The sequence below is a fragment of the Mesorhizobium sp. M0833 genome (genome assembly GCF_040319905.1).
Taxonomy (GTDB): domain Bacteria; phylum Pseudomonadota; class Alphaproteobacteria; order Rhizobiales; family Rhizobiaceae; genus Mesorhizobium.
In genome coordinates, this window is the sequence record NZ_JAMYOQ010000001.1 from 336,371 (window position 1) to 358,148 (window position 21,778).

Annotated in this window: 17 protein-coding genes; 13 read left to right on the plus strand and 4 right to left on the minus strand. The window is 62.3% G+C overall.

What is annotated here, in order from left to right; translation table 11 throughout:
• Positions 1-89: 89 nt before the first annotated feature.
• From NKH98_RS01590 to NKH98_RS01610, 5 genes are all read left to right on the plus strand, one after another.
• Positions 90-1,208 (plus strand): ATP phosphoribosyltransferase regulatory subunit, encoded by a 1,119-nt coding sequence (locus tag NKH98_RS01590; protein ID WP_352896147.1) that lies wholly within the window; start codon positions 90-92, stop codon positions 1,206-1,208.
• The gene (gene hisG / locus NKH98_RS01595; RefSeq protein WP_352896149.1) at positions 1,205-1,906 is read left to right on the plus strand and encodes an ATP phosphoribosyltransferase; all 702 of its coding nucleotides are present in this window, start codon (positions 1,205-1,207) and stop codon (positions 1,904-1,906) included. The genes NKH98_RS01590 and hisG overlap by 4 nt, the downstream gene beginning before the upstream one ends.
• Before the next feature lie 397 nt (positions 1,907-2,303).
• Entirely contained in the window at positions 2,304-4,070 is a 1,767-nt protein-coding gene (locus NKH98_RS01600) for an AMP-binding protein (protein WP_352896151.1), read from the plus strand.
• A gap of 61 nt (positions 4,071-4,131) precedes the next feature.
• Positions 4,132-4,350 (plus strand): cysteine rich repeat-containing protein, encoded by a 219-nt coding sequence (locus NKH98_RS01605; protein ID WP_352896154.1) that lies wholly within the window; start codon positions 4,132-4,134, stop codon positions 4,348-4,350.
• 405 nt (positions 4,351-4,755) lie between these two features.
• Positions 4,756-5,859: a calcium:cation antiporter gene (locus tag NKH98_RS01610; protein WP_352896158.1), complete on the plus strand. Its 1,104-nt coding sequence runs from the start codon at positions 4,756-4,758 to the stop codon at positions 5,857-5,859.
• 588 nt (positions 5,860-6,447) lie between these two features.
• On the opposite strand, the gene NKH98_RS01615 is transcribed toward NKH98_RS01610, so the two are convergent.
• The gene (locus tag NKH98_RS01615) at positions 6,448-7,614 is read right to left on the minus strand and encodes a fasciclin domain-containing protein (protein ID WP_352896161.1); all 1,167 of its coding nucleotides are present in this window, start codon (positions 7,612-7,614) and stop codon (positions 6,448-6,450) included.
• 356 nt (positions 7,615-7,970) lie between these two features.
• On the opposite strand from NKH98_RS01615, the gene NKH98_RS01620 reads away from it, so the two are divergent.
• On the plus strand, positions 7,971-8,891 hold the full coding sequence (locus tag NKH98_RS01620; RefSeq protein ID WP_352896329.1) for an ATP-binding cassette domain-containing protein: 921 nt from the start codon (positions 7,971-7,973) through the stop codon (positions 8,889-8,891).
• Complete coding sequence (locus NKH98_RS01625; RefSeq protein ID WP_352896164.1) at positions 8,828-9,817, plus strand: ATP-dependent nuclease; 990 nt, start codon at positions 8,828-8,830, stop codon at positions 9,815-9,817. Before NKH98_RS01620 ends, NKH98_RS01625 begins: the two co-directional genes overlap by 64 nt.
• 900 nt (positions 9,818-10,717) lie before the next feature.
• Here the strand turns inward: NKH98_RS01625 and NKH98_RS01635 are convergent.
• Entirely contained in the window at positions 10,718-11,794 is a 1,077-nt protein-coding gene (locus tag NKH98_RS01635; RefSeq protein ID WP_352896170.1) for a coiled-coil domain-containing protein, read from the minus strand.
• Between the two features lie 672 nt (positions 11,795-12,466).
• On the opposite strand from NKH98_RS01635, the gene NKH98_RS01640 reads away from it, so the two are divergent.
• Positions 12,467-13,069, plus strand: a complete 603-nt coding sequence (locus NKH98_RS01640) for a cupin domain-containing protein (protein ID WP_352896173.1) — start codon at positions 12,467-12,469, stop codon at positions 13,067-13,069.
• Positions 13,070-13,132: 63 nt separating this feature from the next.
• On the opposite strand, the gene NKH98_RS01645 is transcribed toward NKH98_RS01640, so the two are convergent.
• Positions 13,133-14,041 carry a hydrogen peroxide-inducible genes activator gene (locus tag NKH98_RS01645; RefSeq protein ID WP_352896176.1) on the minus strand — a complete coding sequence of 303 codons (909 nt, stop codon included), beginning with the start codon at positions 14,039-14,041 and terminating at the stop codon, positions 13,133-13,135.
• Between the two features lie 148 nt (positions 14,042-14,189).
• Here NKH98_RS01645 and katG point away from each other — a divergent pair, with 148 nt between their 5' ends.
• The gene (gene katG, locus NKH98_RS01650; protein WP_352896179.1) at positions 14,190-16,388 is read left to right on the plus strand and encodes a catalase/peroxidase HPI; all 2,199 of its coding nucleotides are present in this window, start codon (positions 14,190-14,192) and stop codon (positions 16,386-16,388) included.
• An 81-nt stretch (positions 16,389-16,469) separates the two neighbouring features.
• Here the strand turns inward: katG and NKH98_RS01655 are convergent, their stop codons facing one another.
• A complete protein-coding gene (locus NKH98_RS01655; RefSeq protein WP_254819333.1) occupies positions 16,470-17,147 on the minus strand; it encodes an MIP/aquaporin family protein in 678 nt (225 codons plus the stop codon).
• 344 nt (positions 17,148-17,491) lie between these two features.
• Between NKH98_RS01655 and NKH98_RS01660 the strand changes: the two genes are divergently transcribed.
• From NKH98_RS01660 to guaA, 4 genes are all read left to right on the plus strand, one after another.
• The gene (locus NKH98_RS01660) at positions 17,492-18,781 is read left to right on the plus strand and encodes an RsmB/NOP family class I SAM-dependent RNA methyltransferase (protein WP_352896182.1); all 1,290 of its coding nucleotides are present in this window, start codon (positions 17,492-17,494) and stop codon (positions 18,779-18,781) included.
• A gap of 126 nt (positions 18,782-18,907) precedes the next feature.
• Positions 18,908-19,366 carry a PaaI family thioesterase gene (locus tag NKH98_RS01665; protein WP_023677140.1) on the plus strand — a complete coding sequence of 153 codons (459 nt, stop codon included), beginning with the start codon at positions 18,908-18,910 and terminating at the stop codon, positions 19,364-19,366.
• Between the two features lie 27 nt (positions 19,367-19,393).
• Entirely contained in the window at positions 19,394-20,074 is a 681-nt protein-coding gene (locus tag NKH98_RS01670; RefSeq protein WP_352896185.1) for a 5'-methylthioadenosine/S-adenosylhomocysteine nucleosidase, read from the plus strand.
• Positions 20,075-20,129: 55 nt separating this feature from the next.
• Positions 20,130-21,692, plus strand: a complete 1,563-nt coding sequence (gene guaA, locus NKH98_RS01675; protein WP_352896188.1) for a glutamine-hydrolyzing GMP synthase — start codon at positions 20,130-20,132, stop codon at positions 21,690-21,692.
• Positions 21,693-21,778: the final 86 nt, after the last annotated feature.

The window sequence follows — 21,778 nt, forward strand, 5'->3', positions numbered from 1 at the left end:
GCCTCATTTCTTCCGGCACCCCTCATCCGTCTTGGCGCTTCGCGCCAATCCACCTTCTCCCACAAGGGGAGAAGGGAAGGGCGCCTGCGATGACCTCGCGCCCCGCCATCGCATCCGACATCGCGACGCTCTTCGCCGCGCGCAACACCCATGCGGTCGAAGTCGCCGTGCTGCAGCCGGCCGACCCGTTCCTCGACATGGCCGGCGAGGATTTGCGCCGCCGCATCTTTCTCACCGAAAGCGAGACCGGGCAGACGCTTTGCCTGCGGCCGGAATTCACCATTCCGGTCTGCCTCGACCACATTGCCAGCCAGGCCGGCACGCCGCGCCGCTATTCCTATCTCGGCGAGGTGTTTCGCCAGCGCCGCGAGGGCGGCAACGAATTCTTCCAGGCCGGTATCGAGGACCTCGGCGACCGCGACACGGCCGCCGCCGACGCCCGTTCGCTGGCCGATGCGCATGCGCTGCTCTCGTTGGTGCTGCCCGGCCGCGAGCTGGTGGTCACGCTCGGCGACCAGACCATTTTCGAGGCGGTGCTGGCAGCACTTGGCCTGCCGCGCGGCTGGCGCATGCGGCTGGCGCGCGCCTTCGGCTCGGCGGCGATGCTGGAGGCAGCCCTTGCCGACCTCGCCAATCCGCCGCGCAACAGCCAGCTCGCCGGCGCGGTCGCCGCCCTTGTCCTTGATGGCGATCTGGACGCTCTCTCGGCGCATATCGCCGGCGGCATGGAAGAGGCCGGCCTGTCGGCAACGGCCGGGCGTTCGCCCTCCGAAATCGCGCGGCGCCTGGTCGAGAAGGCCGAATTGCGCAGCGTGCGGCTGTCGAACGAGGCATTTGCGGCGCTGAAGGGGTTTCTGGCGATCGACGTGCCGCTCGATAGCGCCGCCGGGGCGCTCGAAAGCTTTGCCACCGATGCCGGCCTTTCGCTGGGCGCCGCGCTGGAGAATTTTGCCGCCCGCGCGGCGGCCATCGCAAGCCTCGGCCTGCCGATGTCTGAAATCCGCTACGACGCTGCCTTCGGCCGCCCGCTCGATTACTACACCGGCCTGGTCTTCGAGATCGCGGCGCGAGACGGCGACCGGCCGCTCGCCGGTGGTGGCCGCTACGACCGGCTGCTGACGCTGCTCGGCGCAAAAACGCCGATCCCCGGCGTCGGTTTTTCCGTCTGGCTCGACCGCATCGAGGCGCTGCGGGAGAAGGCGCCATGATCACGCTGGCGCTGCCGTCGAAGGGCCGGCTCAAGGAGCAGGCGCTGGAGGTGCTGGCCAAGGCCGGGCTTGCCGTCAGCCTGCCCGGCGACGAGCGCAAATACCGCGCCCGTATCGATGGCATGGACGGCGTCGAAATCGCGTTCCTGTCCGCCTCAGAGATATCAAGCGAAATCGGCCAGGGCTCGGTCGATCTCGGCATCACCGGCGAGGATCTACTGCGCGAAAACCTTGCCGATTGCGAGGCGCGCGCCGAAATCATCGCCCGCCTCGGTTTCGGCAATGCCGATGTCGTCGTCGCCGTGCCCGACATCTGGCTCGATGTCGACACGATGGCCGATCTCGACGACGTCGCCGCCGACTTCCGCCAGCGCCATGGCCGGCGGCTCAGGATCGCCACCAAATACTGGCGCCTGACCCAGCAGTTCTTTTCGCAAAAGCACGGCATCCAGGTCTATCGCATCGTCGAAAGCCTGGGCGCCACCGAAGGCGCGCCGGCGGCCGGATTGGCCGATATCGTCGTCGACATCACCACGTCAGGCTCGACACTGCGCGCCAACCATCTCAAAGTGCTGGCCGATGGCGTGATCCTGCGCTCGCAGGCCTGTCTCGTGGCGTCGAGGAAGGCGCGGGCGGCGGCGGACGAGGCCGTGCTGCGCGATATTGCGGGCAGGATGGCGGCGGTGGAGACAGGCTGACGCCGCCGATCTCCCCCCTTGAGGGGGAGATGTCGCCGAAGGCGACAGAGGGGGTCGGTACCTCTTGACGCGACTCTCCTGACCGACAGAACAGGCTGGAGCTCCACGCGCGGCGACCCCCTCTGGCCTGCCGGCCATCTCCCCCTCGAGGGGGGAGATAAGCAGCTGCGCCGACCCGAAGCAATTTCCTGACATAAACCAATTTTGTTCTTGCTTTGTGCCGGCAGCTATGCTACTAATCTCGCTATGGTGCCAATTGGCCCAGAAGACCCGCCCGCCGAGGCGGGTTTTTTGTTTTTGGCCTGACAGGCGAGTTCCAGCGCAAGCCCCACCATCAACGGGATTTCCACCACCCCGCCGGGCTGATAGGCTCGGCTGGTCTGCGGAGGACACGGCGATGCCGATCAATCTCGACGAGTTGAAGAATGCCACCAGCCTGCGCGGCAAGCGCGATGGCGGCTCGTTCATTGCGCCGGTCGACGGCACGGCGCATGTCTCGGGCGAGCGCAGCGTGCCGCTGCTCAACCTGACCATCCCGGCGCTGTTTGCCGATACGGTCAGCAAATACGGCACGCTCGATGCCGCTGTCTTCGTCGAGCAGGACAAGCGCTTTACCTGGGAGGAACTCTTGGAGACCGTCGATGCGCTCGCCGCCGGCTTCCTGGCGCTCGGCCTCGAGAAAGGCGACCGCGTCGGCATCTGGTCGCCGAACCGCTGGGAATGGCTGGTGACGCAATTCGCCACCGCCCGCATCGGCCTGATCCTGGTCAACATCAACCCGGCCTACCGGCTGGTCGAACTGGAATATGCCTTGAACAAGGTCGCTTGCCGAGCGCTCGTCACCGCCGCCAAGTTCAGGAGCTCCGACTATCTCGGCATGATCGAGACGCTGGCGCCGGAGATCGCCAAGGCCACCCCCGGCAAGCTCGACGCCAACAGACTGCCGGCGCTGAAGACCGTCATTCGCATGGACGAGGAGAGTTCGCCAGGCATGTTCAATTTCGCCGATGTGCTGGCGATGGCCGGGCGCGACGAGCATGACAAGCTCGACCGCATCTCCGACGGGCTGAAACCGGACGACGCCATCAACATCCAGTTCACCAGCGGCACGACCGGCGCGCCGAAGGGCGCGACGCTGACCCACAACAACATCGTCAACAACGGCAATTTCGTCACCGCGGCGATCCGGCTTACCGTCGACGACCTGCTGTGCATCCCGGTGCCGCTCTACCACTGCTTCGGCATGTCGATGGGCACGATGGGCTGCGTCACCAAGGGCGCGACCATGGTTTTCCCGAGCGAGGGGTTCGATGCCGGCGCCACGCTGAAGGCGGTGGCAACGGAACGCTGCACCGCGCTTTACGGGGTGCCGACAATGTTCGTCGGCCTGCTCGACCACCCGGAGTTCGCCTCCTTCGATCTCACCAGCCTGCGCACCGGCATCATGGCCGGCTCGCCATGCCCGATCGAGGTGATGAAGAAGGTGGTGTCGCTGATGCACATGGCCGAGGTGACCATTGCCTACGGCATGACCGAGACCAGCCCGGTGTCGTTCCAAAGCAGCGTCGACGACCCCTTGGAAAAGCGCGTCTCGACCGTCGGCCGCGTCCATCCGCATGTCGAGGTCAAGGCCATCGACGCCGAAGGCGCCACCGTCGCGGTCGGCGCGCCGGGCGAGCTCTGCACGCGCGGCTATTCGGTGATGAAGGGCTATTGGGACGACGAACAGAAGACCCGCGAGGCCATCGACGCAGAGGGCTGGATGCACACCGGCGACCTCGCCACCATCGACGCAGACGGCTATTGCAACATCGTCGGCCGGGTCAAGGACATGGTCATCCGCGGCGGCGAGAACGTCTATCCGCGCGAGGTCGAGGAATTCCTCTATCGCCACCCCAAGATCAAGGAGGTGCAGGTGTTCGGCATTCCCGACCCGAAATACGGCGAGGAGCTGTGCGCCTGGATCGTGCTGAAGCCCGGCCAGATCACCACGGAGCAGGAGATCAAGGCGTTCTGCGCCGGCCAGATCGCCCATTTCAAGATCCCGCGCTATATCCGCTTCCGCACCGAATTGCCGATGACGGTGACCGGCAAGCCGCAGAAATTCCTGATGCGCCAGGCGATGATCGATGAACTGGGATTGGTGACGCAGAAGACGGCTTGAGAAGGCTTGCGTCTACGCGTGACGGAGGCGTTGTTTGGGCAACATATTGAGGGGGTGTTCCATGCGGATTGGGTTCGTGCTTTTCCTGGCAACGCAGCTGGCAGCCACCGCGGCGCTGGCGCAAACGGCGGCCGAGCGTGAGGCCTGCCAGGCAGATTACCAGAGATTGTGCAAGGGCGTGCTGCCGGGCGGTGGCCGCGTCGTCAAATGCCTGGCCGGTCACATGAACGAGCTGACGCCCGAATGCAGGAAGGTCGTCAAGGCCAACACGCCCGGCTAGCGCGCGAGCTTCCCTGCGGGTGACATGATGTTTCGGACCAGGGGACAGGCGAGGTGTGCGGGGGCAGGAGGATTCTTGCGAAGAGGACCCCCACCCCTGACCCTCCCCACAAGGGGGAGGGGGACTTTCGGTGGCGCCGACCTTTGCAAAATTGCCTGCATTTCGTCGCCAAAAGGAAAGCAAGGGCGCGCGGCAGCGTTCCCTCCCCCTTGTGGGGAGGGTTAGGGTGGGGGTCCATTTTCGCAAGACTCCAAATGCGATTGCCTTTCCCCTTGAAGGGGTGGGGTACGCTGCGATGGGGCTCGTCATGACCTGTCATATGCGATTCCTCTGGATGGTCGCGGTGCGCAACAGTGGTTGCAAATCGCCCTTCCACGGGATTCGCGGGAAGGCAAAACGGTGACAATGAGTGGTTTCGCAAGATCGGCGATTTCCTACGGTATGCCGTTGGCCGCGCTGGCGATGGCTGTCGCGGTCAGGGCCAGCGGGGTGTCGGTGGACGAAGGGTCGCTGGGCACCAGGATATTTATCGGCGCGCTGTCGAGCGCGATCATGTTCATCACCATTTTCGTGGTGCTCGACCACGCCGAGGCGGTGGCCCGGCGGGTGGGCGAGCCGTACGGCACGTTGGTGCTGACCATCGCCGTGACGGCAATCGAAGTGTCGATCATCGTTTCCATCATGCTGCATGGAGCCAACAACCCGACGCTTGCACGCGAATCCGTGTTCTCGACAGTGATGATCACCTCCACCGGCGTCGTCGGCATGTGCCTGACGTTTGGCGGCTGGCGTCATCGCAAGCAGGCAATCGTGCGCCAAGGCACAAGCGCCTATCTGGCGGTTCTGGTCGCGCTGAGCGTCATGACGCTCATTCTGCCGACCTACACGCGAACCACCGATCCCGGCACGTTCTCGGCGGCTCAGCTTGGCTTCGTCAGCGTGCTTTCGGTGCTGCTGTATGCCGGTTTTCTGTTCGCGCAGACTGTCCGCCACCGGGACGATTTCATCGACGCACAAGCGCACGGCGTTTCGACGCGAACCGACACTCACGAAAGCCTCGCCGCCGGCGCTATTCTCCTGCTGATCGGGCTGATCGGCATTGTCATGCTGGCCGAGCAAGTCGCGGCAAGCGTCGAAGATGCGCTCATTGCCTATGAGGTGCCCCAGGCCGACGCCATTGTCGGCGCGATGATCGCCGGGCTCGTCTTGATGCCGGAGGCGATTTCAGCGGTCCGTGCCGCACTCAACAACGAGCTGCAGCGCGGCCTGAACGTCGCCATGGGTTCGGCCTGCGCGACGATCGGCCTGACAATACCGGGCATAGCCGCCGCCAGCCTGCTCACCGGAAGAGGGCTGACCCTGGGGCTGCCGGCGACCGACACGGTGCTTTTGGTCCTGGCGCTTTTCATCTGCAATGTGAGCTTTAGCACGGAGAGAACGACGTTCCTGACCGGCTTGGTGCACCTTGTGGTGTTTTGCACGTATGTGTTTTTGATATTTGTGCCGTGAGGGGTGTGAGTGGTGCGGCAGATGCAGACCAAGCCAGGAAACCACCATCGATCGGGTCTTGAACGGCGGTCACCCGTTCCGCACCGCGGTGCGAGGTCGGCAGCCGCAGAAGATTCCGAGGAGGCGATGGTCGAGAGTTGGGGGCGGAGACGGCAAAGACTGCTTGGGTGATGAGCGCTCCAGTTTGTCTCGTTTGCGCCATTGGCGGACGGTCAGTCTAGCATCAAATCCTTGAACGTCTCGATAGGGTTGACCGCGGACCGACAGCTTGTCGGGAGATTCTTGCGCTAATGCCGACGCTGTCTTTCTGAAGGCTGTGACTTACAGAGGTGGACTTCTTCAAACTAGCGGAAGGCTAGCGTTGGAAGGCTGACGGCACCGACGTTCATGGTCTGCTCTTAGGTGGGGTTTTGGCGGGCCGAAACGAACGATAAACCGCACCCCCAATAATTCCGACCGCAATGCCAACTAGAATGATTAGGCCCGCGCCACCGGTCGTATTCGGCGCGATGATTGTCATAGCGACAAGGCCGAGCACCAATCCCACCACTGCGGAAACACCGAACCCGGCGATGAAATCCAAGGGCATTATTTCACACCGACGATGGAGAAGATCAGCGAGCCATAGTGGTCCGCCCATTCACGAGCGGTAGCGATCAGGCTTCTGTCGAACGTGCCCGATTTCCAAAGCTCGGGCCTGTTCTCGATTTCAATCACCCACCTGTGCATGATGTCGCTGGCCATCTTGTATTCGGTGACTGTCGACAAGTCGGCTTTGAGCACTACAGCCCCAGGCCTACCCATTTGGGTCGGCGGTGCCCACGCTATCAAAAACGGGCCATCGCCATCGATCGCCACACCGCTGGCAATCGCATCGCGGATCGCTTTTTGCGAAATGGCGAGGCCATAATCATGAAGGGCTTCGTCGCATGTTTTCGTGATGTCAGCTTTGGTTGCGGCCTTCGCATGCTCAGCACTGTCCATAGGCCAGACAGTCACCATTTGGGTCGCTGTGGGAACGACTAGTGATGAGGAAGGCAGGACAGCATTCACGAAAGCCTCGCACAGCATCTTCTGCCGCTCTTGGTCGTAGGGTGTGGCCTTTGATCGGAACGCCAGAATCCCGTACGCCGCAAAATTTGTCGGCGGATATTCGTTTGGACCGGCAAATATTCTCGAAGCATGAATTTCGCGAGAGGAATCCGGTGTGCCCGGGGACAGCACCTTGTCGACTGCATAGACCAAGCCATTAGTCTGTTTGATATCGCTCATAACGAGGCTGGCAATATCGCCGAATTGATCAATAACAGAGATATCGTTTCCTGCAGCCCGAAATGTGAGAGGGCATCCACCGATGGTGTCGACGGAGTACGAACCTTCGTTGGCCGCTATTCTAGCTAGGATCGCTTCAGTGCTGAGGTCTCCGGGTATCACATGGCATTTCAGCAGTTTGGAGAGTCTGGTCTTAGCTGCCGGCGCCAGGAGCGTCTGAAAGGCACCTTGTGGCAATTTCGCAAATGCAGCGTCCGTCGGGGCAAGGACTGTGAATGGGCCTCTACCCTCAAGCGCTTTCTCCAATCCAGCTGCTTTCACCGCCGCAACAACGGCGGTGAAATCCTTGTGATTGAAGGCATTCTCGATAATGTTTCTATCGGAAGAGATCTGGGCGTCGCCCATAGTCTCCGTCGTCTGGGCGTTTCCGCTCCCGACGAGAACCATCAAGCTGCACGCTGCAACAACTAGTCGACGTTTCATGCCAATCTCCGCCCAGGGCGAATTTATCATAACAACTGGTTTTGATAAGTGACCTGCCTGAGTTTGGCCTTTTGGGAACAGCAAATGTGATCTCGACGACCGTTGTAAGCCGCAAGCTCGCCCGTTGCCTCGCGATGTCAGCTACGGAACCACCAGAATGACTGACATGGCGCATTGCTGCTCCGGCAGCTAATGGGGGCGAAAGCGGTCCGGCAGCTTTCGAGCCGAGACACCCGGGAAAGCCGGCGTTGCTTCTGCCTCACACCTTGGCCTCCTATTGCGTTCACTTTTGCAATATGAATTCCAGAGCCGCTGCTTTATTAGGCAGGCGAAGAAAAACTGAGGCCGTGGGCAAGATGCGCATCGAATACTTACAGATTTCAAATGTCCTCAGCTTCAAATATGTCCCTGACGTGAGCGAGGCAGAGAGGATCGCCTTTGATAGCGGCCTGAATATCATTATCGGCGAAAATGGCTCTGGCAAGTCAACTGCGCTGGAGGTAATCAACTTCCTATTCCGGCGCGTGCTCTATCGCCAATTCAGCTTCAATCGAGACCTTTTTGAGCGTCGGCGCACAATCGGCGCAGACGTAGCAAAGCAGGTGCTGCAGCCCGTGAATCAGGGCGATTTCGGCGGATTTCGGTTGGAACCAAATTGGGATGCGGAGGGCCAAGAACAGCGCATCCGTATCGCGTTGCGGCTCGATGAGATTGATCAGGATAATATACAAAACATCAGAACCCACTTCGCGGAGCTTACCAAGACAATTGCCGCCTTCTCGAATCATGCAGTAACGGATGACGGAAATAGCCGGGGAACATACGTCATCGACGTGATCCTAAATCGATCGTCGGGCGCTTTCTCTGTGCAGCAGTCAGCCGGAAATGACTTCGGTTTTTTATACCTCACGGACTACCACTTTTTCAAGGAAGCGATATTGCTGCACAACGCTCTGAATGCGGGCAGTACGATCCCTCCGCTGTTTGAATCCTTCACTCTCATTAGTAGTTACCGCAACTACCACGCATTCCAGCCGTCAATTTCGCTGAGCAGTGCACCCGCGTCGCAGCAGATCCAACAAATCCGGAGTCAGGATTACGATCGCAGTCTGAATGCGAGTGACAATAGCGAGCCGCCCATCTTTGCATTGGTTCGGCTCCAGGTCGCTGAGCGACACTTCGGGATGATGCCCGAGGCGAAGTCTCAGGACGAGTGCGAGCAAGAGGCAAACGACCTTCCTTTCATCAGTCGATCAACGAACGCCTTCGTGTTGTAAATCTGCATTGCCAGATCCGTCTGCTCGACATGCGAACCTGGCAATACAGCTTCCAGTTCTACGACACCCGCCGAAATCGACCCGTTGGCGACATCAACAGCTTAAGCGCAGGACAAAAAGCGATTATCCATCTCGTCCTGGAGGCATACGGGCGTGGCGAGCTAAAAGGTGGCGTGGTCATTATCGATGAGCCAGAAATCCACCTTCACTACCAATTTCAGCATGAGTACCTTCAGGTCCTTCGCGAACTGAACAAGACGCAGAATTGTCAGTACATCCTCGTTACGCACTCGGAGTCCTTAATCAATTCGAGTACGATAAACTCGGTTCGCCGGTTCGCGCTGGATACCAGTGGGCATACGGCGATATTCTCACCTACCCTTACCGCCGACCAAAAGAGCCTGATCAAGATCCTCGATAACTCTAGGTCGACCTATGCTTTCTTCGCGAAGAAAGTTATTTTGGTTGAGGGTGATACAGATCGATATTTTGTGCGAGCGATCATTCAGGATCGCTATCGACTTCTTGATCAGGAGATCGCCGTTCTCCACATCGGTGGAAAGGGTGAATTCGTCAAATGGCGCAATCTTTTCACGACCTTTGGGCTGAGCATGTTCGCAATTGCTGACTTCGATTACCTCGTTAACTTGCACTACCCTGCTGAGAAAGGCGTGTCGCTCAAAACCCCTCAAGCCATCGCGGATTTTAAGCAGCGAAACCCAGATTGGGAAACGCATATCAATGCCGAAGCCACGCAGGGCATTTTCATTTTGAAAGAAGGTGACCTGGAAGCGTACCTCGGCATCCGTAAGGATCTTAGCCAAGTTATTGCCTTCTGCAGTAGCGGCCTGAGGACCTTCTTGGCAGATGATAGTTCTTCCAAGAGCCTAGAGGTAAGGTCGATCTTAGAGCGAATCACCAATTAAATCGGCTACATAAGCTCATAAAGGCTGCGCCGCCCGCCAAGCGCAGGTGACCCCGTTACAACGCGCACCGGGTGGCAAATTCTCGATCGAGATTGGGCCCATAGGACTCTGGCTCTGAGCCGAAAATTGGCGATAGTCGGCGTGCAGCGCTGTCAATCAGGCTTGGTGCTATATTATTGCAGTGACCCTGCCCGACGCATCGAGGCGACAACTGACTTGCGCCTGCCGGACTTCGATGCCGCCTTCTCTTGCGTAGTCTATTCGCACCTCGATCGGCGCCGTGATTGCACCCCGACGCTGACGCAAGGCGCCTGCGCTTGCCGCGTGGACACGGACGGCGCCCAGCGGCGTTGCAGCGGCCATGATCGCCGCGCGGCAGGCTCGCACGACCGCAATCGGCGTACCGGGTTTCGCTGTCAGTGGCCCCAGAGATCCAAACGGATACCCCTTGGTGAAGTCACCCTCACCGGCTTTGGAAGGCCTGAGGACGGGTGGCAGCACGATGGATTGCCTGGCGGTCTTGGCAGAGGCAGGGGCCGTCGCTGCAGTCGAACTGTCGGGTGCGGTAGCCGCCTCGTTTTCGGCGGACGGATCGTCGCCCACACTGGCACTTGTGCTTGTGTCACCAACGTTGCTGCTGGCACCAACGCCTGCGTCGACTGACCCGTCATCTGCACCGACCGAAGCTCCAACATTTGCTCCGCCGACGCCGTCAACGCTCGTGCCCGCCCCGACAGATACGCCTTGCGAACCGGCGCTCACTCCAGCACCGACTCCGACACCGCCGGCGCTACCGCCCACGCCTGCTTCAAGTGCCGAGGCAGGCCCAATTGTAGTCTCGATCACCAATGCAGCTGCGACATACTTGTTCATAGTCGTCTCCCCTGCGGCTTTCGCTCACTAGTCTTCACTCGCGCGGCTCGAGCTTTTTGATGGCCGTGTTGGAAGCAATGCTGCGGGAAGAGGTATGGTTGCCAGCAGAGCAGTTTGCGGCGACTTTTGGACCTTCACTCTCTGTTTTTCCGGCAAGCCCGGTTTACGGGCTGGTTTGGCGCCCGAACGCGATAACCTACTTGCAAGTGCACTCGCGGGGGTACGTGTTTTCGGCGCGCGCTCCACAGCCGCAGTCCGACGCTTACCCTTGACAGTATCAATTGCCTCACGCGCCGCACTGAGGCTGCGGGCTAGGCCGATAGCCCTTTCACGCTCTTGGTCGAGCGCCGCACTCAATGCTACCGAATTCTGCTTTAAAGCATCGCGTTCCTGGCGAACAATATCGAGGTCACGTACAGCTGAATCTGCTCGTTCGCGTCCCAGTTCGAGCGTTTCTCGAACCTGCTTTAGAGCGGCCTCGGCCACCTGTCGGTCCCTTATGGCGTTGGCCTGCTCGACGGCTGCCAGATTTGCGCCTGTCTTCAGAGCATCGATAGTTTGGCGAGCCGTGGCAAGTTCTTGTTCCAGGAGCTCAACCTTGTGCCGCTCGTCATCAAGCGCTCGCTTCGCAGCAAGCTGGGAGGCTTCCATAGAGGGGTGCGCGCCAAGCGCGGCAGCCTTCTCGCTGTTCCAGAGACTGGCTTCAGCCCTGTAGCTTTCGATAACGCGCTGCGCCGTCTCCAGATCGAGCGCGAGCGCTTCGTCTGTTCGCTGCTGCTCTTTTAGGGCTTGTGCTTGCTGAGCCACCGTGTCTGCCAGCACGTGTGCCTGGGCGCTTAGCTCACGTATGCTGCGCTGCATGACGTCTAGCTCCGCTCGTGCTGCGGCCAATTCGCGGCGTAAAGCCTCCTCATGCTCGCCGAGCGGCGGTTGTGCGCCCTCCTTGAGTGCCTGTGTTTCGCTGAGCACCAGCTCTCTGGATATATGGGATCCGAGCGCGCCCGGTTGTGGCTTGCCCGGTTCTTTGTCGACCTTGGTATGTTCGGAAACCACGACCGACGAGCTGGCGTTAGCTATAGCAACCGCTGGCGCTTCGGGGGCCAACTGACCATTTGCCGGAGATGCCAACAGTAGAACGAGGCATAACGGAATGAGGGACGGCGCGCCGTTACACCTCCTGCCGCTTATCTGGTGAGGTAAAATCAAGGGCCGTCGTTTAATAAAGGTGAAGTCAGAGCGGAGACATTTTGACCTGGTACTCTGCACATGATTCATCACTGAACCTCACCGATCGCAGCCCTCACCGCTATTGTATTCTCCACTTACTGCACGTCGCGGCGCCGTGGATGCCGCACCAAAAAGATCAATGCCAGTGAAGCACCCTCGGCAACGCCAAAGCACGGAATTGCGCGCAAAGGCTGTTTCGTATTTCCTTAGTTGTCATCATTCGAACAAACGGAACTTTCGGCTTTCGGGATGACCATCTTCTCTCCCCAACGGCTGTGATGCGGCGCAAAGCAGCCATTCAGGCTGCGAAGGCCGACTTCGGGTCAACACCAAACCTTTCGCTGGATGGTACGGCGCGCCCGCCAGCACCGCCGCCTCCAACCCGCGGATGATCTTCGCCGGCTTGATACATTCGTCGTGCGGGACCTTGTCGCGGCACGACGCCCGCCATGACCGCCGCACCGTTCGCAGATCTCTGCCGCCAGCGGAACCGACCGGCATCCAACCGGTTAATCGGCATGAAGCTTCCACCAACCCCAAGGGCGCACCATGAGCATTCTGCAAACCACGAAGAAAGCCGTCGAGCAGGTCACTGGTATCGCCAGACCGGACAGGCGAGAGGTTGCCGACCTCCTGAGGCCGCGCAAACCAAACGCGTTTCGGTTCAGCGATGATGGCCTAGTGCCCAACCATCCGTTCTGGCCGCTTGTCGTCTATCGCGGCGCTGTGAAGCTGCTCGAAGACTTCGATCCGGCGGCCGTCATGGAGGCGCTTTTCGAAGCAAATGGCTGGGGCGATAGCTGGCGCAATGGCATCTACGGTCACGTCCACTACCATTCGCGGATACACGAGGTGCTGGGCGTTGCGCGCGGCACGGCCAAGGTCCGCTTTGGCGGCAGCAAGGGGCGAACGCTGTCGCTGAAGGCCGGCGACGTCGCGGTGCTTCCGGCCGGCACCGGGCACCAGCGTCTTTCCGCATCCGACGATTTTCTGGTCGTCGGCGCCTATCCTCCATCCGGCACCTACGACCTGTGCACGACCGCCGCCGACCATGCCAAGGCGGTCGTCACGATCCTCAGGGTCGGCCGGCCGCGCAAGGATCCTGTCTACGGAAGCAAAGGCCCGTTGCTCGCAGCCTGGCAAAAGGATTGAAGTCGTTTCACCCGAAGGGGCTGCGGGTTGGCTTCGGGCTAACCGGACCCAACATGCGCCGCTCTACACCGCCAGCACCGCCGCATCCAGCCCGCGGATGATCTTGGCCAGTTCGACGCATTCGTCGTGGCGCACCTTGTTGCGCCGCCAAGCGAGGCAGATCGTGCGCTGCGGCATCGGCTCCTGGAACGGCACGATCTTCAGGTCGCGCATGGCGCTCGCCGGCCCTGCCGCCATTTCCGGGATGAGCGTGACGCCGAGCCCGTGCGCCACCATCTGCAAGAGCGTCGTCAGGCTGGTCGCGCCGTAGCTTGCCATCGCCACCGGCCGCACGCTGCCGCAGACGGCGAGCGCCTGTTCGCGCAGGCAATGGCCTTCCTCCAGCAGCATCAGCCTTTCCAGCGCGGGGCTTTCCGGCGGCACCGGCGGTGAGGCAAAGGCGGGATCGCCGGCCGGCACGGCAAGGAAGAACCGGTCCGAGAAAAGTTCTTCGGTGACCAGGCCCGGGTAATCGAGGGGCAGTGCCGCGACGAAGGCGTCGAGCTTTCCGGAGCTGGTGTCGTCGACCAGCGACGCGGTAACCGCCTCGCGCAGTTCCAGCTGTAAGGCCGGGAAATGCCGTTTCAGCTCCGGCAGCACATGCGGCAGCAGATAGGGCGCCACCGTCGGGATGATGCCGAGCCGGAAGCGGCCTTCCAGCGCCGGGCGGCCGCGCCGGGCCGTCGCCTCGACGTCGCGGACGTCGGCAAGGATGCGCTCGATGCGCGGCAGCAAGCCCTGCGCCTCGTCCGTCATGCGCACCGCCTTGCCGCCGCGCTCGAACAGACGGCAATTGAGCCGCAGCTCCATCTCGGCGATCTGCGCGGACAGCGCCGGCTGGCTGACGCCGGCGAGCTTGGCGGCGCGGCCGAAATGCAGAGTCTGCGCCAGCGCCTCGAAATAATGCATCTGCCGGACGGTCAAACCGATCATAAGAAAAACCTATCAGAATAAACAGCAAAGGCAATTTGTCTTTATCGGCCGAGCAGGCTAGTCTGGAACCATTCCAGGATGGCGCGGCTCGCTGGCCCTGCCCGGAAAATCAACAAAATCCCGGACAATCAACAAATCGGAGGCAAAGATGGACGCGAAAACCGACGACAAAAGCGCCGGCAAATGCCCGGTCCCACATGGATCGGCCAGGAGGAGCAACCGCGACTGGTGGCCAAACCAGCTCGACCTTGGCGTCCTCCACCAGCAGTCCAGCCTCTCGGATCCGATGGACGAGGACTTCGACTACGCCAAGGAATTCAAGAGCCTCGATCTCGATGCGGTGATCAGGGACCTGCACCAGGTGATGACCGATTCGCAGGATTGGTGGCCGGCCGATTTCGGCCACTACGGCCCGCTCTTCATCCGCATGGCCTGGCACAGCGCCGGCACCTATCGCATCGGCGACGGCCGTGGCGGTGCCGGCGCCGGCCAGCAGCGTTTCGCGCCGCTCAACAGCTGGCCGGACAACGCCAATCTCGACAAGGCGCGCCGGCTGCTGTGGCCGGTCAAGCAGAAATACGGCAGGAAAATCTCCTGGGCCGACCTGTTGATCCTCACCGGCAACGTCGCGCTGGAATCGATGGGCTTCAAGACGTTCGGCTTTGCCGGCGGCCGCGCCGATGTCTGGGAGCCCGAGCAGGACGTGGACTGGGGATCGGAAACCAAGTGGCTCGCCGACGAGCGCTATTCCGGCGACCGCGAACTTCAGGGCCATCTCGGCGCCGTGCAGATGGGGCTGATCTACGTCAACCCGGAAGGGCCGAACGGCACGCCCGATCCATTGGCCGCGGCGCGCGACATCCGCGAAACCTTCGCTCGCATGGCCATGAACGATGAGGAAACCGTGGCGCTCATCGCCGGCGGTCACACCTTCGGCAAGACCCACGGCGCCGGTGATGCATCGCTGGTCGGCCCGGAGCCGGAAGGCGCCGGCATCGAGGCGCAGGGCCTCGGCTGGTCGAGCAAGCACGCCACCGGCATTGCCGGCGACGCCATCACCTCGGGCCTCGAGGTGACCTGGACCACGACGCCGACCAAATGGAGCAACAACTTCTTCGACAATCTGTTCAACTACGAATGGGAGCTGACCAAGAGCCCGGCCGGCGCCCATCAGTGGACGCCCAAGGGCGGCGCCGGTGCAGGCACCGTGCCGGACGCGCACGATCCGTCGAAGCGTCGCGCCCCGGCGATGCTGACCACCGACCTCGCTTTGCGCGTCGACCCGGCCTATGAGAAGATCTCGCGGCGCTTCCATCAGAATCCTGATCAGTTCGCCGATGCCTTCGCCCGCGCCTGGTTCAAGCTGACCCATCGCGACATGGGTCCGGCCGTCCGCTATCTCGGCCCGCTCGTGCCGAAGGAAGAGCTGATCTGGCAGGATCCGATACCGGCAGTCGACCACGAACTGGTCAGCGAGCAGGATATCGCCTCGCTGAAGGCGAAGATCCTGGCCTCCGGCCTGTCCGTCTCAGAACTGGTCTCGACCGCCTGGGCCTCGGCCTCGACTTTCCGCGGCTCCGACAAGCGTGGCGGCGCCAACGGCGCCCGCATCCGCCTGGCGCCGCAGAAGGATTGGGAGGTCAACCAGCCGGCGCAACTGGCCAAGGTGCTCGAAAAGCTCGAAGGCATCCAGAGCGAGTTCAACGCAGCGCAGTTCGGCGGCAAGAAGATCTCGCTTGCCGACCTCATCGTTCTCGGCGGCGTAGCCGCGGTCGAGAAGGCGGCGAAAGACGGCGGCCATGACGTGGGGGTGCCGTTCACGCCAGGCCGCATGGACGCCTCGCAGGAACAGACGGATGTCCAGTCCTTCGCCGCGCTCGAGCCGAAAGTCGATGGCTTCCGCAATTATGTCAGGGGCAAGCCGCCGATGTCGGTCGAAGCGATGCTGGTCGATCGGGCGCAGCTGCTGACCTTGACGGCGCCGGAGATGACGGTGCTCGTTGGCGGGTTGCGGGTGCTCGGCGCCAACACCGGTCAGTCGAAGCACGGGGTGTTCACCGACAGGCCGGGCACGTTGACCAACGATTTCTTCGTCAGCCTGCTCTCCATGAACACTGTCTGGGATCCGGCGGCCGGCTCCGATGAAGTCTACGAAGCGCGCGACCGCAAGACCAGGGCGGTCAAGTGGACCGGCACCCGCGCGGACCTGATCTTCGGCTCGCATGCGCAGCTGCGGGCGCTGGCCGAGGTCTACGGGTCGGCGGACGCCGGGCAGAAGTTCGTCAGGGATTTCGTTGCGGCGTGGACCAAGGTGATGAACGCCGACCGTTTTGACCTGGCGGCCTGATCCGGGCATACGAATTTCTCGACGCAAAAAAAAAAGGGGCGGGCCTCGACCCGCGCCTTTTTTCGTTGGGCTTCCGAAAAGTCAGTCCTTCTCGAAGATACCGGCCTTGGCAACCACGCCGGCAATGGCGCCGCCGATCAGCGGCGCGACGATGAACAGCCACAGCTGGCCGATCGCCGCAGTTCCCGAAAACAGCGCCGGTCCGATCGAACGGGCCGGGTTGAGCGATGTGCCGGTCACCGGGATGATAGCGAAGTGCAGGCCGGCCAGCGTTAGGCCGATTACGAGGCCGGCGAAGGCCGTGGTGTGCTTGGCGTTGGTGACGCCGAGGATCACCGTGACGAAGGTGAAAGTGCCGATCAGCTCCCACAGCAAGGCCGAGCTGACGCCCCATTTCGTCACATCCCAGCCATTGGCGCCGAAGCCGCCGGTGTGGCCGCCCACCTGTCCGGAGACGATGATCCACAGTGCCAGCGACGCGATGATGGCGCCGATGACCTGCGCGATCCAATAGGGAATGACATCCCTGGCCGGCATCCGCCCGGCGAGGAATACACCGAGCGTCACCGCCGGATTGAGGTGCGCGCCCGAAATCGGGCCGATCGCATAGGCCGCCGCGATCAGGCCGATGCCGAACGCCAGACCGATACCTTCCTGGCCAAGCGGCAGCGCGCCGCCGAAGCCGCCCGTCACCACCGAAGCCGTGCCGATGAACACCAATAGAAACGTGCCTAGAACTTCCGCCAGATAAGTCTTCATTGCCCTCTCCTCGTATCGACCCGCGGCTCCGCCTTTTCTGCGACGCGAATCACCGCGCAAAGAGTATTCGCAACCGGAAAACTTGGAAAGCAGAGCAGTTTCGCAAGCCGCTATGCTTGTGAGCGCCAGACATGCACATTAGAGACTTGTAATGTATTGATGAATTGTTTGGTTACGCATGCCGGCGCCCGCTTGGTGGCGGCGGCTCGCGATGCACCAACCCACACTCGTCACCCCTTGCATGGATTGTCTCGCCGTCGGGGAAACAGAACTGTTTCAATCAGGACACGAAAAGCTCTAAGAGCAGGGCCGGATTTTGTTTTGCTGAGTAATGGAAGACGACAATGAGACTGGGCGGGCGGCTGGCGGCAGCCATTGAAGTGCTTGACGACATTGGCCGGCGCCACCGGCCGGTGGCTGATGCGCTGAAGGACTGGGGCCTGTCGCACCGCTTCGCCGGTGGCGGCGACCGCGCCGCGATCGGCAACATCGTCTATGACGCGCTGCGCCGCAAGCGCTCGGCCGGCTGGCTGCTCGGCGAGGACACGCCGCGCGCCATCGGCTTCGGCGCGCTGCTGCTCGAATGGGGCCAGACGGCGCAGTCGCTGAACGAGGCGCTCGAGGGCGACAAGTTCGCGCCGCCGCTGCTTACCGCCGACGAACTGGCAACGCTTGGCGGTCGCCGGCTCGCCGATGCGCCGCCGGCTGTCAGGGCAGATATCCCCGACTGGTGCATGCCGCTGTTCGAGCGCGCGTTCGGCACGGCCTGGGTGGAAGAGGGTGCCGCGCTGGCGACACGCCCGCCGCTCGACCTCAGGGTCAATACCCTCAAGGCCGATCGCGGCAAGGTGCTGGCCGAGTTGGCGGAGACCGGCGCCAAGCCTGCGCGGATCGCGCCGCACGGCATCCGCATCCCGCCGATCGAAGGCGACGGCAGGCACCCGAACGTGCAGGCCGAGCCGGCCTTCCAGAAAGGCTGGTTCGAGGTTCAGGACGAGGGTTCGCAGATTGCGGCCGAACTGGCCGGCGCCGAACCTGGAATGCAGGTGCTCGATTTTTGCGCCGGCGCCGGCGGCAAGACGCTGGCGTTGTCCGCGGCGATGGACAATCGCGGCCAGATCTTCGCCCACGACGCCGAGAAGGCCAGGCTGGCGCCGATCTTCGACCGCATCCGCCGCTCGGAAAACCGCAATGTGCAGATCGTCACCAGGCCGGCCGAACTCGCGCCGCTCGGCAGGCATATGGACATCGTCCTGATCGATGCGCCCTGCACCGGCAGCGGCACGTGGCGGCGCCGGCCGGATGCCAAATGGCGGCTGACACAGAGGCAGCTCGACGCGCGCAAGGGCGAGCAGGAGACGATACTCGATGCCGCCAGCGACTTCGTCAAACCCGGCGGCCTGCTGGTCTACATCACCTGTTCGGTGTTCGACGAGGAAAATGGCGACCAGGTTTCGGCGTTCCGGGACCGCCATCCCGGTTTTGTCCCAGTCGATCCCCGCCAGCTTTGGGACAGCCGTTTTGCGGGCCACGAAGCGGCCATGCGGATAGGCGCTGCGGGCGGCATTTCGCTGTCACCGTTGCTGAGCGGCACCGACGGTTTCTATTTCTGCGCGCTGCGCCGCGCCGGCTGAACCTTTGCCATGGACACACAGCCGGGGCCGAATGCTGCAGTGCAGCATTTGCGATTGCCTGCCGCCCACCCCTCTGCGATAAATGCCTTTGCAATAGGATTTGCCGAGAAACGAAGGGCGACGGCCATGGCAGCAAAGATCGTTCCTGCTCCCGACTATGAGGACCGCGTCAGGACGTCCTTTGCGCGCCAGAACGCGATGATGACGATTGGCGCCGAGCTGACGCTGGTGACGCCCGGCATCATCGAGATCGAAATGCCCTATTCGGCGGCTCTGACGCAGCAGCATGGCTTTCTCCATGCTGGCGTCATTTCGACGGCTCTCGACTCGGCCTGCGGCTATGCGGCATTCTCGCTGATGCCGGAAAATTCCGGCGTGCTGACCATCGAGTTCAAGGTCAACCTGCTGGCGCCGGGCAGGGGCGAGCGCTTTCTGTTCCGCGGCTCGGTAACCAAGCCTGGCCGCACCATCATCGTCGCCGACGGACAAGCCTATGCGTTCGCCGTCGATGGCGAGGCCAAGCTGATCGCCACGATGACCGGAACGATGATGACAGTGCTCGGCCGCGACGGTATCGAAGGCTGAGGAGCGGGCAGGGGAGGATCGACGATCATGGCCGGCAAGGCACCTGGTGAGCTCACCCCGATCTCCGGCAAGTCCGTTCTCTTCGTCATGGCGGTCGAAGCCGAATACGGTCCACACCTGCAGCGGCTGTTCACGCCGCTGATGACCGGCGTCGGACCGGTCGAGGCCGGCGTCGGACTCAGCGCCGAACTGTCCCGGCTGCATGCCGGGATGGCGCTGCCCGATCTCGTCGTGTCGCTCGGGTCGGCGGGCAGCCGGACGCTGGAGCAGACGGAAATCTACCAGGCCGTTTCAGTCGCCTACCGCGACATGGACGCCTCGCCCCTGGGGTTCGAGAAGGGCGCTACGCCGTTCCTCGATCTGCCTGTCAGCGTGCCGCTGCCGTTCAGAATTCCTGGCATCAGGCAAGCGACGCTGTCGACCGGTGCGGCAATCGTCACCGGCGCCGCCTACGACGCGATCGCCGCCGACATGGTCGATATGGAGACCTTCGCCTGCCTGCGCGCCTGCCAACTGTTCGACGTGCCGCTTATCGGCCTGCGAGGCATTTCCGACGGGGCAGCCGATCTGAGGCATGTCGGCGACTGGACCGAATATCTGCACGTCATCGACGAGAAGCTGGCCGCGGCGGTGCAACTGCTGGAACAGGCGATCGCCTTCGGCGCGATCGAGTTTGATCTGTCGCGTGAAGATGCGGAATCGGAATGAGAGAGAGGCCTCGCAACCCATTGCGCCGACTCGTTTCTTTCTCTAAACGCTCGCCATGAAAACAGCCAATCATCCCGACACCGTCCTGATTGTCGATTTCGGCAGCCAGTTTACCCAGCTGATCGCCCGCCGCATCCGCGAGGCCGGTGTCTTTTCCGAGATCGTGCCCTTCCAGTCGGCCGAGGCGGCGTTCAAGCGCATCGATCCGAGGGCGGTGATCCTGTCCGGCGGCCCGGCCTCGACCGGCGACATCGGCAGTCCGCGCGCGCCGCAGATGGTCTTCGACGCCGGCGTGCCGGTGCTCGGCATCTGCTATGGCCAGATGGCGATGTGCGTGCAGATGGGCGGCGTCGCCGAAAGCTCCGATCATCGCGAATTCGGCCGCGCCTTCGTCGAGATCGCCAAGGACAGCCCGTTGTTCGAGGGCCTGTGGGCGCCCGGCCAGCGCCACCAGGTGTGGATGAGCCATGGCGACCGCGTCATCTCCCTGCCCAAAGGGTTCGAGGTGCTCGGAAAATCGGAGGGCTCGCCCTTCGCCATCTTCGGCAATGTCGAGCGCAAGATGTACGGCCTCATGTTCCACCCCGAAGTGGTGCATACGCCGGACGGCGCCAGACTGCTCCAAAACTTCGTCCACAACATCGCCGGTATTGAGGGCGATTGGACGATGCGCGCTTACCGCGAGCACGCGGTCGAGACGATCCGTAAGCAGGTCGGCAAGGGCAAGGTGATCTGCGCGCTTTCAGGCGGCGTCGATTCCTCTGTGGCAGCACTCCTGATCCACGAGGCGGTCGGCGACCAGCTTACCTGCATCCTCGTCGACCATGGGCTGATGCGCAAGGACGAGGCATCAGGCGTGGTGGAGATGTTTCGCCAGCACTACAATCTGCCGCTGATCCTGGTCGACGCTGCGGACCGTTTCATCGGCGCGCTCGAGGGCGAGTCGGACCCCGAGAAGAAGCGCAAGACCATCGGGCGGCTGTTCATCGAGGTGTTCGAGGAGGAGGCCGAGAAGCTCGGCGGCGCCGATTTTCTGGCGCAAGGCACCCTCTATCCCGACGTCATCGAAAGCGTCTCCTTCACCGGCGGCCCGTCGGTGACGATCAAGTCGCACCATAATGTCGGCGGCTTGCCCGAGCGCATGAACATGCAGCTGGTCGAGCCGCTGCGCGAATTGTTCAAGGACGAGGTGAGGGCGCTCGGCAAGGAACTCGGCCTGCCCGACAGCTTCATCGGCCGGCATCCGTTCCCCGGTCCCGGTCTCGCCATCCGCTGCCCGGGCGGCATCACCCGCGAAAAGCTGGAGATCCTGCGCGAGGCCGACGCCATCTATCTCGACGAGATCCGCAAGGCCGGCCTCTACGACGCCATCTGGCAGGCTTTCGCCGTGCTGCTGCCGGTGCAGACCGTCGGCGTGATGGGCGACGGCCGCACCTACGAGTTCGTCTGCGCGCTGCGCGCCGTCACCTCGGTCGACGGCATGACGGCGGATTTCTACCACTACGATATGGCCTTCCTCGGTGCCGCCGCTACGCGCATCATCAACGAAGTGCGCGGCATCAACCGCGTCGTCTACGACGTGACGAGCAAGCCCCCAGGTACAATCGAGTGGGAGTGAAGGAACGGCGATGATAGGCGGCTCTAGCGTAGAATTTCGCAGAAAATACAATGATTTGCGGGGAGGGCAGACTGCTAGCCAAGGCA

Excerpts from the sequence above, each read along its gene's own strand:
- NKH98_RS01590 (WP_352896147.1), top strand. The coding sequence starts at position 90 with ATGACCTCGCGCCCCGCCATCGCATCCGACATCGCGACGCTCTTCGCC.
- hisG (WP_352896149.1), top strand. The coding sequence starts at position 1,205 with ATGATCACGCTGGCGCTGCCGTCGAAGGGCCGGCTCAAGGAGCAGGCG.
- NKH98_RS01600 (WP_352896151.1), top strand. The coding sequence starts at position 2,304 with ATGCCGATCAATCTCGACGAGTTGAAGAATGCCACCAGCCTGCGCGGC.
- NKH98_RS01605 (WP_352896154.1), top strand. The coding sequence starts at position 4,132 with ATGCGGATTGGGTTCGTGCTTTTCCTGGCAACGCAGCTGGCAGCCACC.
- NKH98_RS01610 (WP_352896158.1), top strand. The coding sequence starts at position 4,756 with ATGAGTGGTTTCGCAAGATCGGCGATTTCCTACGGTATGCCGTTGGCC.
- NKH98_RS01615 (WP_352896161.1), bottom strand. The coding sequence starts at position 7,614 with ATGAAACGTCGACTAGTTGTTGCAGCGTGCAGCTTGATGGTTCTCGTC.
- NKH98_RS01620 (WP_352896329.1), top strand. The coding sequence starts at position 7,971 with ATGCGCATCGAATACTTACAGATTTCAAATGTCCTCAGCTTCAAATAT.
- NKH98_RS01640 (WP_352896173.1), top strand. The coding sequence starts at position 12,467 with ATGAGCATTCTGCAAACCACGAAGAAAGCCGTCGAGCAGGTCACTGGT.
- NKH98_RS01645 (WP_352896176.1), bottom strand. The coding sequence starts at position 14,041 with ATGATCGGTTTGACCGTCCGGCAGATGCATTATTTCGAGGCGCTGGCG.
- katG (WP_352896179.1), top strand. The coding sequence starts at position 14,190 with ATGGACGCGAAAACCGACGACAAAAGCGCCGGCAAATGCCCGGTCCCA.
- NKH98_RS01655 (WP_254819333.1), bottom strand. The coding sequence starts at position 17,147 with ATGAAGACTTATCTGGCGGAAGTTCTAGGCACGTTTCTATTGGTGTTC.
- NKH98_RS01660 (WP_352896182.1), top strand. The coding sequence starts at position 17,492 with ATGAGACTGGGCGGGCGGCTGGCGGCAGCCATTGAAGTGCTTGACGAC.
- NKH98_RS01665 (WP_023677140.1), top strand. The coding sequence starts at position 18,908 with ATGGCAGCAAAGATCGTTCCTGCTCCCGACTATGAGGACCGCGTCAGG.
- NKH98_RS01670 (WP_352896185.1), top strand. The coding sequence starts at position 19,394 with ATGGCCGGCAAGGCACCTGGTGAGCTCACCCCGATCTCCGGCAAGTCC.
- guaA (WP_352896188.1), top strand. The coding sequence starts at position 20,130 with ATGAAAACAGCCAATCATCCCGACACCGTCCTGATTGTCGATTTCGGC.